This window comes from Pseudomonas sp. OVF7 (assembly GCF_030644265.1).
GTDB classification, from domain to species: Bacteria; Pseudomonadota; Gammaproteobacteria; order Pseudomonadales; family Pseudomonadaceae; genus Aquipseudomonas; species Aquipseudomonas gorinensis.
Genome location: NZ_CP128996.1, coordinates 4984021 through 4998418, shown reverse-complemented (window position 1 = coordinate 4998418; position 14398 = coordinate 4984021). Strand labels below are relative to the sequence as shown.

Here is a 14398-nt window from a genome sequence, read left to right as displayed (position 1 = left end):
ATGGCCGACGAACCCTGCTGCCGAACCTATATGGTAAAGTGGCGCACTTTTTCGAGGGGACATTCACTGTGTGGGAATTGGTCAAATCCGGCGGCTGGATGATGTTGCCGATCATCATGAGTTCCATCGCCGCACTCGGCATCGTTGCCGAACGCCTGTGGACCCTGCGCGCCAGTCGCGTCACCCCGGAGCATCTGCTGGGGCAGGTCTGGGGCTGGATCAAGAACAAGCAACTGGACAAGCAAAAGCTCAAGGAGCTGCGCGCCCATTCACCGCTGGGTGAAATTCTCGCCGCCGGCCTGGCCAACTCCAAGCATGGTCGCGAGATCATGAAGGAGTGCATTGAAGAAGCGGCTGCCCGCGTCATCCATGAGCTGGAGCGCTACATCAACGCCCTGGGTACCATCGCGGCCATGGCGCCGTTGCTCGGCCTGCTGGGCACGGTGTTGGGCATGATCGATATTTTCAGCGCCTTCACGGGCTCCGGCATGACCACCAACGCTGCCGTGCTGGCCGGCGGTATTTCCAAGGCATTGATCACCACGGCCGCGGGCCTGATGGTCGGTATTCCCTCGGTGTTCTTCCATCGCTTCCTGCAGCGCCGCATCGATGAACTGGTGGTTGGCATGGAACAGGAGGCTATCAAGCTGGTGGAAGTGGTGCAGGGCGACCGTGATGTGGACCTGGTCGAGGGCAAAGCGTGAAATTTCGCCGCAAGCAACGGGAAAATGTCGATATCAACCTTGCGTCGCTGATTGACGTGGTGTTTATCCTGCTGCTGTTTTTTGTCGTCACCACCACCTTCACCCGACAGACCGAGCTGCGCGTCGACTTGCCGGAAGCAGTGAGCGGGTCGCCGGCCGAGGACCAGGAGGTCAAGCAACTGGACATCGCCATCAGCGCCGAGGGGGTGTTTTCGGTTAACAACCAGTTGCTGGAAAAAAACGACCTCAATAGCCTGATGGAGGCCTTGCAGAAGGAATCCGGTGGCGACACCAAGATGCCCCTGTCCATCAGTGCCGATGGCAAGACCCAGCATCAAGCCGTGATCACCGCGATGGATGCCGCCGGCAAGCTGGGTTTCAGCCATCTGCGCATGTCCACGGTCGAGGCGGCGAGCCAACCCTGATGGCCATGTCCGATCGTTTGCTCAAGGCATGGTACGAAGGTCACCCGGCGCTCACGCTGTTGCGGCCGCTGGAGTGTCTGTATCGCCGGGTGGTGCAGCGCAAGCGTGCGCGTTTCGTGGCGGGCGAGGGCGACATCTATCAATCGCCGGTGCCTGTGGTTGTGGTCGGTAATATCACCGTAGGAGGCACTGGCAAGACGCCGTTGATCCTATGGTTGATCGAGCATTGCCGACGCAGTGGCTTGCGTGTGGGGGTGGTCAGTCGTGGGTATGGCGCCAGGCCGCCGCAGTTGCCATGGCGCGTCGAGGCCAACCAAAGCGCCGCAGTGGCCGGCGACGAGCCCTTGCTGATCGTGCAGCGCAGCGGTGTAGCACTGATGATCGATCCCGATCGCAGTCGCGCAGTGAAGGCCTTGCTGGCCAGTGACAACCTCGACCTGATCCTCTCTGACGACGGCCTGCAGCATTACCGCCTGGCCCGCGATCTTGAACTGGTGCTGATTGACGCCGCGCGCGGCTTGGGCAATCGCCGTTGCCTGCCGGCCGGGCCATTGCGCGAGCCGGTGGAGCGCCTGCAGAGCGTTGATGCGCTGCTCTACAATGGTGCCACTACGGACCGCGAAGACGGTTTTGCCTTTCGTCTGCTGCCCACCACGTTGGTCAATCTGCACAGCGGCGAGCACCAGTCGGTCGATCATTTTCCGATGGGCCAGCAGGTGCATGCGGTCGCTGGCATCGGCAACCCGCAACGTTTCTTCAACACCCTCGAGACGCTACACTGGCGTCCAATACCCCATGCTTTTGCCGACCACGCGCCCTACAGCGCCGAAGTCCTGAATTTCACGCCGTCATTACCACTGGTCATGACCGAGAAGGACGCGGTGAAGTGCCGCGCCTTTGCCCGGCCAGACTGGTGGTACCTTGCGGTGGATGCGGTACCGTCGCCGGCGTTTGTCGCTTGGTTCGACACGCAGTTGATGCGCCTGTTACCCGACCGTCTCTTGCCTTAAAACGCTTCTTTCCAGGAAACACTCATGGACACCAAACTGCTCGATATCCTCGCTTGCCCGATCTGCAAAGGCCCGCTCAAGCTCAGCGCCGACAAAACCGAGCTGATCAGCAAGGGGGCCGGCCTGGCTTATCCCATCCGTGATGGCATTCCGGTCATGCTGGAAAGCGAAGCTCGCACCCTGACTACCGATGAGCGCCTGGATAAATGACCACCGCCTTTACCGTTGTCATTCCCTCGCGATATGCCTCGACGCGCTTGCCGGGCAAGCCGCTGCAACTGATCGGCGACAAGCCGATGATCCAACTGGTGTGGGAGCAGGCCTGCAAGAGCAGCGCCGAGCGAGTCGTGGTGGCGACCGATGACCCGCGCATCATCGAAGCCTGCAAAGGGTTTGGTGCCGAAGCGGTGCTGACCCGCGAAGACCATAATTCCGGCACCGACCGCCTGGCCGAAGTGGCCACCAAGCTTGGCCTGGCGCCCGATGCGATCGTGGTCAACGTGCAAGGCGACGAGCCGTTGATTCCACCGCGCGTGATTGACCAGGTGGCCGCCAACCTGGCGGCCCATGGCGAAGCGCGCATGGCGACCCTGGCCGAGCCGATCGAGGACATTGACACGCTGTTCAACCCGAACGTGGTCAAGGTGGTGAGCGATATCAACGGTCTGGCCCTGACATTCAGCCGTTCGACCTTGCCTTGGGCGCGGGACGCGTTCGCTCAGAGTCGCGACGTGTTGCCGGAGGGCGTCCCGTATCGCCGCCATATCGGTATCTACGCCTACCGCGCCGGCTTCCTGCATGACTTCGTCAGTTGGGGCCCGTGCTGGTTGGAAAATACCGAATCCCTGGAGCAATTGCGTGCCTTGTGGCATGGCGTGCGCATCCACGTAGGCGATGCCCTGGAAGCTCCTCCTGCGGGCGTTGACACCCAGGAAGACCTCGAGCGCGTCCGTCGCCTGCTGGGGGCCTGATGGAGGTCCTGTTTGTCTGCCTGGGCAATATCTGCCGCTCGCCCACCGCAGAAGGCGTACTGCGCCATAAGTTGCGCGAAGCCGGGTTGGCCGACCAGGTCGACGTGGCATCTGCGGGGACCGGTGAGTGGCATGTCGGCAACCCACCGGACCAGCGCAGTCAGCGTGCAGCGCTGCTGCGCGGTTATGACCTGTCGGCCCAGCGCGCCCAGCAGGTCTCTCGCGCCGACTTTGCACGTTACGACCTGATCCTGGCCATGGACCACAGCAACCTGCGCAACCTCAAAGCGCTGCAGCCAGTGCAGGGCAAGGCGGAGCTGGACTTGTTCCTGCGTCGCTACGACGCCGAGGTGGACGAGGTGCCAGACCCTTATTACGAAGGTGAACAAGGCTTTGAACGGGTCCTGGACCTCATCGAGCGAGCCTGTGACTTATTGGTGATCGAATTGAAGGGGCGGTTATGACCTTGCACGTGCTTGCGCAGGTGTCGCTCAAGCCATTCAACAGCTTTGGCATCGATGTGCGCGCCCAATTGTTCGCCGAGGCCCATAGCGACGACGATGTCCGTGAAGCGCTGGCCTGCGCTGCCGTGCATGCGTTACCGCTGCTGGTGATCGGCGGGGGCAGCAATTTGCTGCTGACCCAGGACATCCCGGCTTTGGTATTGCGCATGGCAACCCAGGGCATTCGCGTGTTGCACGATGATGGCCTGCAAGTAGTGGTCGAGGCCGAAGCGGGCGAAGCCTGGCACCCGTTTGTGCTGTGGACCCTCGAACACGGCTTTTGCGGCCTGGAGAACCTCAGCCTGATCCCCGGCACCGTCGGTGCGGCACCGATGCAGAACATCGGCGCCTACGGCGTGGAGATCAAGGATGTGTTTGCCGGCCTCACGGCCCTGGATCGCCAGACCGGCGAGCTGCGGGATTTCAGCCTGCAAGAATGCCAGTTCGCCTACCGCGACAGCCTGTTCAAGCATGAAACCGGGCGCTGGCTGATTCTACGGGTGCGTTTTGCCCTCAGCCGCGCCAGCCATCTGAAACTAGACTACGGTCCAGTGCAGCAGCGCCTGGCCGGGCAGGGGATCACCGAGGCAACCCCGAGCGATGTCAGTCGGGCGATTTGCAGCATTCGTCGGGAAAAACTGCCGGATCCTGCGGAGCTGGGCAATGCGGGTAGTTTCTTCAAGAACCCATTGGTTTCCCAGGCGCTGGCCGAAGAGCTACGGGGCCTTTACCCGGACCTGGTGGCCTACCCCCAGGCGGACGGGCAGATGAAGCTCGCCGCCGGTTGGCTGATCGATAAGGCTGGCTGGAAGGGCTTTCGGGATGGCGACGCAGGTGTACATAAAATGCAGGCGTTGGTGCTGGTCAACTATGGCGGCGCCACAGGGCACGATATAGCGAACCTGGCGCTGCGTATCCAGCGCGATATTGCCGAACGCTTTAACGTCGAGCTCGAAATGGAGCCGAACCAGTACTGAGCATCCACGCCAAGCGCTGGAAACAAAAATGCCCCGCATCTTTCGATACGGGGCATTTTTTATTGCGGGATGAATCAGTCGTCGCGGCTCATGATGCCGAAGATCTGCAACAGGCTGATAAACAGGTTGTAGATCGACACATACAGGCTGATGGTCGCCATGATGTAGTTGCGTTCACCGCCGTGGATGATGGCGCTGGTCTGGAACAGGATGCACACCGACGAGAACAGCACGAACCCTGCGCTGATTGCCAGTTGCAGGCCACTGATCTGGAAGAACATGCCCGCGACCACCGCGGCCAGCAACACGAAGAAGCCAGCGGTGATGAAGCCACCCAGGAAGCTCATGTCCTTGCGGGTAATCAGCACGTAGGCCGACAGACCACCAAATACCAGGGCGGTCATGGCAAACGCCGAGCTGACCACTTCCGCACCGCCGGCCATGCCCAGGTAACGGTTAAGGATCGGGCCGAGGATAAAGCCCATGAAGCCGGTCAACGCAAAGGCCGACACCAGGCCCCAGGCCGAGTCACGCAGCTTGTTGGTCAGGAAGAACAGGCCATAGAAACCGATCAACACGACAAAGATATTCGGATAGCCAACACGCATCTGTTGGGCCACGAACGCCATTACGCCGCTGAATGCGAGGGTAAGGGCGAGCAAGCCGTACGTGTTGCGCAAGACGCGGCTGACTTCAAGCTGCTCAGCCTGCGCGTTACCATTCACTGCGTAATTCTGTTCGCGCATGGCGACACTCCTTCAGTTTTGAAACGTTCAGTCGCAAAGATCATAACAGACGCTCTGTAACAAGCGATGGCGAGAGTTTGACAGTGTGTTTCATTCGGGTATTATGGCGCCCGCTGAGACGGGATGGGCTACTATAATCCTGTGACGCACAAGGGAAATTGGCAGAGTGGTTGAATGCACCGGTCTTGAAAACCGGCGGACGTTAATAGCGTCTCCAGGGTTCGAATCCCTGGTTTCCCGCCAAGATTCAAACGAAAGCCCCGCAAATGCGGGGCTTTTGTGTTTCTGGGGTTTGGGGGGCAAGCGGCGGTTGGCACCGCCATCATCGCCACCAACTCAGAAGGTTTTGTGCATACCTTGGGTGTTGGCATTCTTGCAGGGGGGCTACCGCTTTCGCTGCAGGTGGCCGGTTTGTTGGTGATACCTTTACGGCCCCATCGATGTTTCCGTAATCGAGCAGGCTGACAGTAAACCACCATAGCTTGATCGGAATTGATCAACGGCGGAAACGAAATTTTGACCAACCATGCTTGTATTTAAATGACCCCGTGTCTCCTCGAAGGACATAGAGGGACGTCCGGTAAAATGCTGTAAATCGAGAGAAGCCGAAGCTTCTTATCTTTTTGTAGACCCAAACCCATCCGTGGTGATTGGTAGTTTTGGTGGGTCTCAACACCATTGACGCGTTCCTTGTAGGGTTAATTTGGCGAAGATGATAGCGATGTGCCCCTACACAAAGGCTGTCAATTAATAACGGAGCGGAACTTCTTGTCGCGACGGGGTCTTTGGCCAAATTCGTTTGAATACAGCATCTTGCCAACCTTATCCAACTGAGTTGGTTTTTACCCTTGATCCCGCCTTGTATGCGGTTTTTTTTCGCCTGGAGAAAAGACAATGGCACGAATTTCAGCTATCCAAGCGGGCAGTCGTGACGCGTTGGCCTTCCTCGATATGCTCACTTGGTCCGAAGGGACCAGCACATCGCCGGCCACCGCCCTGGATGGCTACGACGTCATCGTGACGGGCATCGACAGGAAGCCTGAGATCTTCACGGATTTCAGTGATCACCCCCTTCGCAAAGGGACGACGCTCGAAGGTCATCAACAGTAAGGGGCTGACATCTAATGCCTCGGGCCGGTACCAGCAGATGCTCAAAGATTGGCCGTATTGCCGAACGCTGCTGACCCTGTCGGACTTCAGCCCGATCAGCCAGGACCTGCTGGCTCTGCAGCACATCCGCGAATGCCGCGCACTACCGGACGTGCATGCAGGTCGGGTCGGAACCGCAATCGAAAAGTGCCGGAATATTTGGGTAAGCCTGCCTGGTGCAGGGTATGGCCTGTGTGAATACCGGCTTGATGATCTGATCCAGCAGTACCGCTTGGCGGGGGAGCACTGTCATGACGGCATTACGGAAAGTGTCCCAGCGCAAACGCAACATACCCTTCGTCATCCGTTTCCCGTGCTTGTTGATCAGTAAGTATTTGGAGTGGGGGCGCACGTCCCTTTCTGTTATCTCCCTAACCAATTTCCCGAGGCTGTTTTCTCCGGCTTCTGTTCGCATCAGAGTTCTGAGTTTTTGCCTGGTCAGATAGGCCAGATCAGCTTTGGTTGGTCGCTAGCAAAAACTGACCTTCGACACTTTGTGACCCGCGCATTGGAGTAGGGATTTCCCTAACCGCTTTTCCAGTATTCCTACATTTGAATAGGGATGATCTGATGGTTGCATTGGTGTCAATAAGCCACTATTTGGCCAGCGGCTCATAACCTGTCCACCAGAGGCGACAGGTTATGAGCGGGAGACAGGCAGTGAGCAAACAGACTCCATCCATTCTGCAGCTTTTGCCCGGTTTCGCGTGAGGAGTGCCAGCCTGCTGAACTACAACGATCTTTATATGACATCAATTCTTCGAGCTGACTGATTCCGCTTGTGAATTTCAGGTTCCGAAGTCACGAGAAATCGAGCCGGTGGATGCGTTGGCGGCATTGTTCGACTTTTACGGATGTTGGCTGCCGAAGTAGCGTCCATGTTGTACCGACCTTCCTCAGAGAGATAAAAATGAACATCAGGAATATGAATCTGGCTCCAAGGTCTGCCGCCTTCTTCTCACTCATTGTCCTAGTGGTTTTTGCTCTGGGCATTGTCGCCGTGATGCAAATGGGCAAGCTTCGAGAGTCGGAGCAAGATGTCGAAACTAATTGGATGGCGAGCATCCGTGAGATTGGCAAGATGCAGGTGGGCGTCTTGCGTCTGCGTCTGGAAAGTATCCGTATCACCGTGACCACTGACGAACAACAGCGCCAAACCCGCATCGCTTCGTTGAGCGGCTACCGCAGTACGCTGAAGGACACCATCAGCCATTACGAGCCCCTGGTTACCGGGCCGGCAGAGAATGAGCTCTACCGGGCAGTCGAAGGCGATGTGCAGCAGTATTTCAAGCTGTTGGATGAGCTGGAACCTTTGTTGCGAAGTGGTGATGACGCCGCAGCTGTTGCCCTGATCAACACCCGCATCAGTCCGATGACCAATACCCTGCAAGACAACCTGAACAAGCTTGCGGACTTCAACGATGAGGGCGCCAAGCGTTCAGGTCTGGATGCTGCCGCGACGTACAGCAATGGTGTGACGCTGGTGATTGGCTTGCTGGTGGCGACCGTCATACTTACCGTGGTGCTGGCTGCAATGCTGACCCGCAGCATTACGACGCCCATTAGCGATGCGTTGGCCGTGGCCGAGCGCATCGCCGGCAGCGACCTGTCCAAGGAGGTCGTGATCATTGGCCGTGATGAAGCCGGTCGCCTGCTGGCCGCTTTGGCGAAGATGCAGGGCAACCTGCGGGAAACCATCGCTCGTATCGCCGATTCTTCCACCCAATTGGCGTCAGCCTCTGAAGAAATGACTGCTGTAACCGAAGAGGCCAGTCGCGGGTTAGTGCGACAGAACGATGAAGTCAATCAGGCCGCGACGGCAGTGACCGAAATGAGCGCTGCGGTGGACGAGGTGGCACGTAATGCCGACGCCGCCGCCCAATCTTCCCGCGAGTCCATGGAATTCACGCGCTCGGGTATCGAGAATGTGGCGCAGACCCTCAAAGCCATCGAAAGTCTGGCCAGCAACGTGGCCAGCACGGGTGACCAGGTCAAGGCCTTGTCAGGCAAAGCTCAGGACATCAGTAAGGTGGTCGAAGTGATTCGCGCGATTGCCGAGCAGACCAACTTGCTGGCGCTTAACGCTGCTATTGAAGCTGCCCGCGCGGGCGAGCAAGGTCGCGGCTTTGCGGTGGTGGCTGATGAAGTGCGTGCCCTGGCCCACCGCACCCAGCAGTCGACCCAGGAAATCGAACAGATGATCAGCGCGATTCAGGCGGACTCGACCCAGGCAGTGGGCGCCATGAACGTCAGTGCCCAGATGGCCAGCAGCTCAATCTCTGTGGCGCAGAATGCCGACCTGTCGCTCAAGCAAATCGCTGAGGCCATAGCCCAGATCAATGATCGCAACCTGCTGATCGCCACCGCCTCCGAAGAGCAGGCTCAGGTGGCCCGCGAGGCGGATCAGAACCTGACCAGCATCCGAGAACTGTCGATCCAGAGCTCGGCAGGTGCCAATCAGACCGCCAGCGCCTGCAGTGAGATGGCCAACCTGGCTATTGAACTCAATCATCTGGTGGCGCGCTTCAAGGTATGACATGCGTCGTTGTCCTGGCCTGTACTTGCCATATCAGTCGCACCCTCATCGGAGGTGATTACGTTTGCGAGTGTTCGAATCCCTGGTTTCCCGCCAAGATTCAAATGAAAGCCCCGCACTGCGGGGCTATTGCGTTTCTGGGGGCTGGTACCGCCGCCCTCTGAAAATATGATCGTTTCCGCATCATTTCAGGCAGTTGCCGCAACTCGTGGCGAGTTACGGTTAGCCGGATGGCTTTACGATCTGCGCGCCACGTCGGTAAACCGTCTCGGTTACTCGGTCGGGCCTTGCTGGTAGTGGCAGAAGAGGGCATGTCCGCCGATGCCCGGACAGGTATATGCCGAGCCAGCCGATGGAGGGGCACGCGTCTTACCCCAGATAGGCGCCGCCCTGACCACCGGATGCAGCGAGTCGGAAGAAGGCGAAACTAAAACCGACAATACCGTCTACCTTTCAAGGGGTAATCCCTTTTGGAGAAAACGGTCATGTTTAAATCTCGCTCGCTTGTAGCCGCTGTTACCTGCCTTGCTTTGGCTGTTGGCTCTGTGGCGGCTGTGGCCGACCCTGGTAATGGGAAGGGCCAAGGCAATGGAAAAGGCAACTCCCAAGGTGGTCAAGGCCATGGCAACCAGGGTAACAAGGGGAAAGGTTCGAGCGGGGATGATTGGGCGCGCGGGCCTAGCATTGACCGGGGCGGTGTATTGGGTGTGGTTGGTGGCTATCGTGACTATTGGCGCCCAGGTCCGTCACTGCCGCCCGGAATACAAAAGAACCTGGCTAGGGGAAAACCTCTTCCTCCAGGCATCGCCAAGAAGCTGGATGGCCGGTTGCTGGGCAGGTTGCCCCATTACGACGGCTACGAGTGGCAACAAGCGGGCACTGATTTGATATTGGTAGCAATTGCCTCCGGCATAATTTACGAGGTGCTCAACGGAGCATTCAATTAAGGCGATAGCGGTTCGATGATCTTGTCGCCCTGCGCAGTAATGCTTGCTCTCAACCCTGAGTGTTAGCCCGATAGTCGCGGACACCAGGGCGTGTTGCTCAAACCGGCAGGCGGAATTGCTTACGCAGGGCTTTGTCGAAGAATCCTGCGGGGGCAAAGCGGCGCAGCAGACTGATTTGTCGCGCTGTCTTGCCGGCCGTGTAGCGATGCTGAGGCTGGAAATCGGTCGCCGCTTTGACTATGACCGCTGCCACGACGTCAGGAAGATCGGCTTTTGGCATCACCTCGTCGAGTAGTGCCCGGAACCCTGATCGAGCCTGGTCGTACTCTTTCAACGGCGCGTCCGGTTCAATGCTGTTTTGATCGAAAACGGTACGCACGAATGCCGGCTCGATGACCGAGACGCGAATATCGAAGGCTCGAACCTCGTGATCAAGGGATTCCGAATAGCCCTCTAGAGCGTGCTTGACCGCCGAATAATGAGCGGAGTAGGGCGCGGGTATTAATCCCAAAATAGATCCGATATTGATGATGCGCCCTTGGCCACGTTGTCGCATCGAAGGCAATACCGCGTTGGTCATACGGATTACGCCGAACAGATTGACATCGAACAATGCCTGCACCTGTGGGATCGAGAACTCTTCGGCGCCGCCCAGCAGGCCAATGCCGGCATTATTGACCAACAGATCGATCCGCCCGGTCTGGGCGAGCACGCTGGAGACGAGAGCACTGACAGAGTTGTCGTCTGTCACATCGCAGGTGAGCATGGATACCTGTGTTGGGCTGGCACCAGCCTTGCGACTCGTGCCAAATACCCTATACCCAGCACGCAGCAGAGCCTCGGCAGTCGCTTGGCCAATCCCGGATGATGCACCGGTCACTATCGCGGTTCTTTCGGAAGAGGTTTTCATTGGGTGCTCCAGTGTGTCCGTGAGTTGCTTTCGGCTATAGCAAGGTGTGAGTTCAACGTTATTGCTCCAGCATTAATGGGCGCCAGACTCCTGTTGGCTGTGTTGCTCGCACACGTCTGACTGCAAAAGACATGAGCCCTCGCCCTGAGCTTCAGTTATCGAGTACTCGTTGTAGTCATATGAGCTTAATGATCACCTTACCTTTGGCTCTGCCCCGTTCCACATAACTCAAGGCCTCAGCCGTTGACTCGAAAGGGAAGGTCCGGTCGATGACAGGTGTGATAACGCCAGACTCGACAAGCGCAGTGATTTTCTTCAACTGAGCGCCGCTCGCACGCATGAACACGAACGCATAACTGACGTTCTGTTTGCGGGCTTTTCTGCGTATGCCACTGCTCAACAGGCGCATTACCCAACCCAGCCCCCAGAACAGCTTCTGTTCTTTTGCGAACTCCGCCGTCGGTGGCCCAGAGATAGAAATAAGCTGGCCGCCAGGCTTGAGAATACTGAGTGATTTTTCCAGCTCGACCGGGCCGAGGCTGCTCAATACGACATCGTAGTCGCGCAAGACGTATTCGAATTTTTGCTGCGTGTAGTCGATGACGACGTCTGCTCCCAACGCCTTAACCCAAGCCACGTTACTTGTACTGGTCGTCGTCGCAACAAAGGCCCCCAGATGTTTTGCAAGCTGGATGGCCACTGTGCCGACTCCACCGGAACCTGCGTGGATAAAGACTTTTTGCCCCTTCTTCAACCGGGCTGTTTCAACCAGCACCTGCCAGGCGGTCAGTGCAACCAAGGGAAGAGAAGCCGCTTCTTGCAGGGTGATATTGTTGGGTTTCAGCGCAAGGGCACTTTCCTCCACCGCAATCATCTCGGCAAAGGTGCCAATGCGCGATTCGGGTGGGCGTGCATAGACTTCGTCACCCGGCTTGAAGTGCTGCACGCCCGACCCCACGCGAACCACGACGCCGGCTAGGTCATTACCCAGGATCAAAGGGAATGAATACGGCAGGATCAGCTTGAATTCGCCTTTGGCAATCTTCGAATCCAGCACATTGACGCTACTGGCATGTACTTTGACCAGCACGTCGTAGATGCCTGGTTCAGGTACCGGTACCTCGCCAATATGTCCATGGTTCTCGCCGTAGCGGTCGATCAGGAAGGCTTTCATGCTTCAGTTCTCTGGCTTCAATGGGCTGGCAGCATGCGCACCCCAACGTAATGTTAGAACCTTTGCAGCAAGCGCCTTTACCTCAACGTATGCGTATCACCGCTTGCAGCGTGGCAATCACACCTGGGCTTGATAGCGCTCGGCGACTACCGATTGGCGAATCTCTGAAAGCAAACCTTGGCGGGCAGACTGCAGAGCATCCCAACGCGCGGCGTCTTGTAACGGCGGAATGGTCACCGGCTCGCGACGATCAAAACCCACCAGCGCAGCATCGACCAGGTCGCTCACGTTCATGACTTCGCTCAGGGTATTGATATCGATACCTGCACGTTCCCAGATTTCCGTACGGGTGGCCGCGGGGAGTACAGCTTGCACGTAGACGCCTTTGGGCGAGAGTTCAAGGCTCAACCCTTGCGATAGAAACAGGACAAACGCCTTGGTCGCACCGTAGACGCTCATCCCGAATTCCGGTGCCAGCCCCACGACCGAACCAATATTGATAATCGCACCATTACCGGCGTGTGCCAGGCGTGGGGCGATGGCGCTGGCGAGCCGTACCAATGCGGTGGTGTTGAGCGCGACCAGGTTGGCAATGCTGTCGGTGGATTGCTCGATGAAGCTGCCCGATTGCGCGGCTCCGGCATTATTTACAAGGATGCCGATACGGGCGTCATCACGTAGGCGAGCTTCGACGGTGATCAGATCATTGGTTTGAGTCAGGTCAGCCTGGACCACGTCAATGGAAACACCGTGTTGCTCGCGCAGCCGGGAGGACAGTGCGTCTAACCGGCTTTTGTCGCGGGCAACCAGTACCAGGTTGTGGCCACGTTGGGCAAAACGCTCGGCGTAGGTTGCGCCAATGCCTGTCGAGGCGCCGGTAATCAGTACGGTTTCAGGGATGCTCATAAATGAATGCTCTTGAGTGGACGTGGATAAGCGATGCAGTTCCCAGGGCTGTTCAGCCCTGCGCGCAGCCCCAGAGACATGCGGCGGTGTTTTTATGATGTCGATCATAATCAATGCTGTCAACGGTTTTGATTGCGATCGACATCAGAGTATAGTCAGGCCATTGTTCAGGAGTCCCAGGGGCGCGAAATGAAGATCACCAAGACGCAATCGCTCGCCAATCGAGCCCATATAGTGGAGACGGCGTCAGAGCTGTTTCGTGAGCGTGGCTATGATGGTGTGGGTGTGGCAGAACTCATGGCGACTGCCGGTTTTACCCAGGGAGGCTTTTACAAGCACTTTGGCTCTAAGGCCGATTTGATGGCTGAAGCCGCAGAAAACAGTCTTGCAAAATCTCTCACGAGTACCTGCGATCTCGACCTTCCCGGGTTTGTAAATCTTTACGTGTCGAGGGATCACAGGGACGGCAGGGGAGTGGGTTGTACGATGGCAGCGCTATGTGGTGACGCTGCTCGTCAGTCAAATGAGCTGAAGGCGACCTTTGCGGACGGATTAGAGAGCACGCTGGCAGCACTTGAGGAAAAGTACCTGAAGGGGCTGGATACGATGGGGCAAGACGTTCGGGCAAAAATGATCAACTTGCTGGCACATGCCATCGGTGCCGTCATGTTGTCACGGGCGTGTCCGGATGATTCGTCTCTCGCCGATGAAATACTGGAAACGTGCCGCGCTGAGATCATTGCATCATTGCCATTGAGTGAGAAAAACAGCCTGTAAGTGGCTGGGACACGGTCCCAGCGAGTTGCCGGCGTCAGTAACGCTGCGGCAATGCCCCCCCCCCCCCCTCATTGCGTGGAGGTTGCCCTGCCTCGAGCGATGGGTGCGGAGGTTTTTCGACGAGTGACGTGTCTAGATCAAGGGTTCTGAGGTTTTTGGGGTTGTCACCTCCGACGTTGGCGTCTACCCTGAAAATGTATGAATTGTTACTAACAATTTCGGAAGCGCCCGTTTTTGAGGCGCGATACTTCAGGACGAGGAACGAAACATGTTTTCACATGAAGGTGCCGCAATAGAGCTGTTGTTGTTCATTATCGGTCTGTCGGGACTGCTCTTGGTCGTCTGGTTTATTCACCATCAATATGAACGAAGGGGCGGGAAAGGCGTAAAAAAACAACATGGCCGTAATGCCGGGCGTTCGACGTAGCCTGGCTGTCTATCTACCATCCAAGCCAGCCGTTTTCGGCGGGTTCCTGGCGGCCACGCCCTGTAGGGATGAGATTCTCCAGCACTGTTCGTGCCGGCCCAGGCTGCCGAGCATTGCCCCCCAGAGGATAGGGCACCACTTGAAGAAGAGATGTCTGATGTCGACGCCGCCAACTCGCTGGCGAGCGAGCATCCTGACAACTGATTCAAGCGCTTGAGCCCAGCGAACCCGGCCCG

General features: G+C 57.6%; 17 protein-coding genes and 1 tRNA gene. 14 read left to right on the top strand and 4 right to left on the bottom strand.

All coding sequences use genetic code 11. The annotated features are described in order from the left end of the window. The first annotated feature begins 68 nt into the window (after nucleotides 1-68). Genes QU606_RS22540 through murB form a run of 7 tightly spaced genes read left to right on the top strand, consistent with a single transcriptional unit; the run spans nucleotide 69 to nucleotide 4590 of the window. The gene (locus QU606_RS22540) at nucleotides 69-704 is read left to right on the top strand and encodes a MotA/TolQ/ExbB proton channel family protein (RefSeq protein WP_024076132.1); all 636 of its coding nucleotides are present in this window, start codon (nucleotides 69-71) and stop codon (nucleotides 702-704) included. Next, nucleotides 701-1129 carry a biopolymer transporter ExbD gene (locus tag QU606_RS22535; RefSeq protein ID WP_102625483.1) on the top strand — a complete coding sequence of 143 codons (429 nt, stop codon included), beginning with the start codon at nucleotides 701-703 and terminating at the stop codon, nucleotides 1127-1129. The genes QU606_RS22540 and QU606_RS22535 overlap by 4 nt, the downstream gene beginning before the upstream one ends. Next, the gene (gene lpxK, locus QU606_RS22530; RefSeq protein WP_304997544.1) at nucleotides 1129-2139 is read left to right on the top strand and encodes a tetraacyldisaccharide 4'-kinase; all 1011 of its coding nucleotides are present in this window, start codon (nucleotides 1129-1131) and stop codon (nucleotides 2137-2139) included. Before QU606_RS22535 ends, lpxK begins: the two co-directional genes overlap by 1 nt. A gap of 24 nt (nucleotides 2140-2163) precedes the next feature. After that, a complete protein-coding gene (locus tag QU606_RS22525; RefSeq protein WP_003174668.1) occupies nucleotides 2164-2349 on the top strand; it encodes a Trm112 family protein in 186 nt (61 codons plus the stop codon). Beyond that, entirely contained in the window at nucleotides 2346-3110 is a 765-nt protein-coding gene (kdsB, locus tag QU606_RS22520) for a 3-deoxy-manno-octulosonate cytidylyltransferase (RefSeq protein WP_024076129.1), read from the top strand. The genes QU606_RS22525 and kdsB overlap by 4 nt, the downstream gene beginning before the upstream one ends. Continuing rightward, nucleotides 3110-3574 carry a low molecular weight protein-tyrosine-phosphatase gene (locus tag QU606_RS22515; protein WP_024076128.1) on the top strand — a complete coding sequence of 155 codons (465 nt, stop codon included), beginning with the start codon at nucleotides 3110-3112 and terminating at the stop codon, nucleotides 3572-3574. The genes kdsB and QU606_RS22515 overlap by 1 nt, the downstream gene beginning before the upstream one ends. Continuing rightward, the gene (gene murB, locus QU606_RS22510) at nucleotides 3571-4590 is read left to right on the top strand and encodes a UDP-N-acetylmuramate dehydrogenase (RefSeq protein WP_304997543.1); all 1020 of its coding nucleotides are present in this window, start codon (nucleotides 3571-3573) and stop codon (nucleotides 4588-4590) included. Before QU606_RS22515 ends, murB begins: the two co-directional genes overlap by 4 nt. A gap of 74 nt (nucleotides 4591-4664) precedes the next feature. On the opposite strand, the gene QU606_RS22505 is transcribed toward murB, so the two are convergent. Beyond that, nucleotides 4665-5336, bottom strand: coding sequence for a Bax inhibitor-1/YccA family protein (locus tag QU606_RS22505; RefSeq protein ID WP_010209655.1), 672 nt, complete (start codon nucleotides 5334-5336; stop codon nucleotides 4665-4667). Nucleotides 5337-5488: 152 nt separating this feature from the next. Between QU606_RS22505 and QU606_RS22500 the strand changes: the two genes are divergently transcribed. From QU606_RS22500 to QU606_RS22480, 5 genes are all read left to right on the top strand, one after another. Continuing rightward, nucleotides 5489-5579: transfer RNA gene (locus QU606_RS22500), tRNA-Ser, on the top strand. 651 nt (nucleotides 5580-6230) lie between these two features. Continuing rightward, nucleotides 6231-6446, top strand: coding sequence for a hypothetical protein (locus QU606_RS22495; protein WP_236645987.1), 216 nt, complete (start codon nucleotides 6231-6233; stop codon nucleotides 6444-6446). A gap of 37 nt (nucleotides 6447-6483) precedes the next feature. Beyond that, the gene (locus tag QU606_RS22490; protein ID WP_236645986.1) at nucleotides 6484-6816 is read left to right on the top strand and encodes a glycoside hydrolase family protein; all 333 of its coding nucleotides are present in this window, start codon (nucleotides 6484-6486) and stop codon (nucleotides 6814-6816) included. Between the two features lie 579 nt (nucleotides 6817-7395). Beyond that, entirely contained in the window at nucleotides 7396-9021 is a 1626-nt protein-coding gene (locus tag QU606_RS22485) for a methyl-accepting chemotaxis protein (protein ID WP_102625313.1), read from the top strand. A 485-nt stretch (nucleotides 9022-9506) separates the two neighbouring features. Then, the gene (locus QU606_RS22480; protein WP_150054335.1) at nucleotides 9507-9968 is read left to right on the top strand and encodes an anti-virulence regulator CigR family protein; all 462 of its coding nucleotides are present in this window, start codon (nucleotides 9507-9509) and stop codon (nucleotides 9966-9968) included. Nucleotides 9969-10065: 97 nt separating this feature from the next. Here the strand turns inward: QU606_RS22480 and QU606_RS22475 are convergent, their stop codons facing one another. The 3 genes from QU606_RS22475 to QU606_RS22465 form a co-directional block, all read right to left on the bottom strand. Then, nucleotides 10066-10878 carry an oxidoreductase gene (locus QU606_RS22475; RefSeq protein ID WP_304997542.1) on the bottom strand — a complete coding sequence of 271 codons (813 nt, stop codon included), beginning with the start codon at nucleotides 10876-10878 and terminating at the stop codon, nucleotides 10066-10068. A 175-nt stretch (nucleotides 10879-11053) separates the two neighbouring features. Then, nucleotides 11054-12052 (bottom strand): NADP-dependent oxidoreductase, encoded by a 999-nt coding sequence (locus QU606_RS22470; protein WP_304997541.1) that lies wholly within the window; start codon nucleotides 12050-12052, stop codon nucleotides 11054-11056. A 117-nt stretch (nucleotides 12053-12169) separates the two neighbouring features. Further along, nucleotides 12170-12958: an SDR family oxidoreductase gene (locus QU606_RS22465; protein ID WP_304997540.1), complete on the bottom strand. Its 789-nt coding sequence runs from the start codon at nucleotides 12956-12958 to the stop codon at nucleotides 12170-12172. 189 nt (nucleotides 12959-13147) lie between these two features. Between QU606_RS22465 and QU606_RS22460 the strand changes: the two genes are divergently transcribed. Together QU606_RS22460 and QU606_RS22455 are read left to right on the top strand one after the other, a co-directional pair. Then, nucleotides 13148-13735: a TetR/AcrR family transcriptional regulator gene (locus tag QU606_RS22460; RefSeq protein WP_024076104.1), complete on the top strand. Its 588-nt coding sequence runs from the start codon at nucleotides 13148-13150 to the stop codon at nucleotides 13733-13735. Nucleotides 13736-14003: 268 nt separating this feature from the next. Next, nucleotides 14004-14162, top strand: coding sequence for a hypothetical protein (locus QU606_RS22455; RefSeq protein ID WP_304997539.1), 159 nt, complete (start codon nucleotides 14004-14006; stop codon nucleotides 14160-14162). Nucleotides 14163-14398 lie beyond the last annotated feature (236 nt).

Bases quoted from the DNA above. Each gene is read 5' to 3' on its own strand.
- QU606_RS22515 (WP_024076128.1), top strand. From the start codon at position 3,110: ATGGAGGTCCTGTTTGTCTGCCTGGGCAATATCTGCCGCTCGCCCACC.
- QU606_RS22505 (WP_010209655.1), bottom strand. From the start codon at position 5,336: ATGCGCGAACAGAATTACGCAGTGAATGGTAACGCGCAGGCTGAGCAG.
- lpxK (WP_304997544.1), top strand. From the start codon at position 1,129: ATGGCCATGTCCGATCGTTTGCTCAAGGCATGGTACGAAGGTCACCCG.
- QU606_RS22455 (WP_304997539.1), top strand. From the start codon at position 14,004: ATGTTTTCACATGAAGGTGCCGCAATAGAGCTGTTGTTGTTCATTATC.
- QU606_RS22525 (WP_003174668.1), top strand. From the start codon at position 2,164: ATGGACACCAAACTGCTCGATATCCTCGCTTGCCCGATCTGCAAAGGC.
- QU606_RS22480 (WP_150054335.1), top strand. From the start codon at position 9,507: ATGTTTAAATCTCGCTCGCTTGTAGCCGCTGTTACCTGCCTTGCTTTG.
- QU606_RS22475 (WP_304997542.1), bottom strand. From the start codon at position 10,878: ATGAAAACCTCTTCCGAAAGAACCGCGATAGTGACCGGTGCATCATCC.
- QU606_RS22485 (WP_102625313.1), top strand. From the start codon at position 7,396: ATGAACATCAGGAATATGAATCTGGCTCCAAGGTCTGCCGCCTTCTTC.
- murB (WP_304997543.1), top strand. From the start codon at position 3,571: ATGACCTTGCACGTGCTTGCGCAGGTGTCGCTCAAGCCATTCAACAGC.
- kdsB (WP_024076129.1), top strand. From the start codon at position 2,346: ATGACCACCGCCTTTACCGTTGTCATTCCCTCGCGATATGCCTCGACG.
- QU606_RS22465 (WP_304997540.1), bottom strand. From the start codon at position 12,958: ATGAGCATCCCTGAAACCGTACTGATTACCGGCGCCTCGACAGGCATT.
- QU606_RS22460 (WP_024076104.1), top strand. From the start codon at position 13,148: ATGAAGATCACCAAGACGCAATCGCTCGCCAATCGAGCCCATATAGTG.
- QU606_RS22495 (WP_236645987.1), top strand. From the start codon at position 6,231: ATGGCACGAATTTCAGCTATCCAAGCGGGCAGTCGTGACGCGTTGGCC.
- QU606_RS22470 (WP_304997541.1), bottom strand. From the start codon at position 12,052: ATGAAAGCCTTCCTGATCGACCGCTACGGCGAGAACCATGGACATATT.
- QU606_RS22490 (WP_236645986.1), top strand. From the start codon at position 6,484: ATGCTCAAAGATTGGCCGTATTGCCGAACGCTGCTGACCCTGTCGGAC.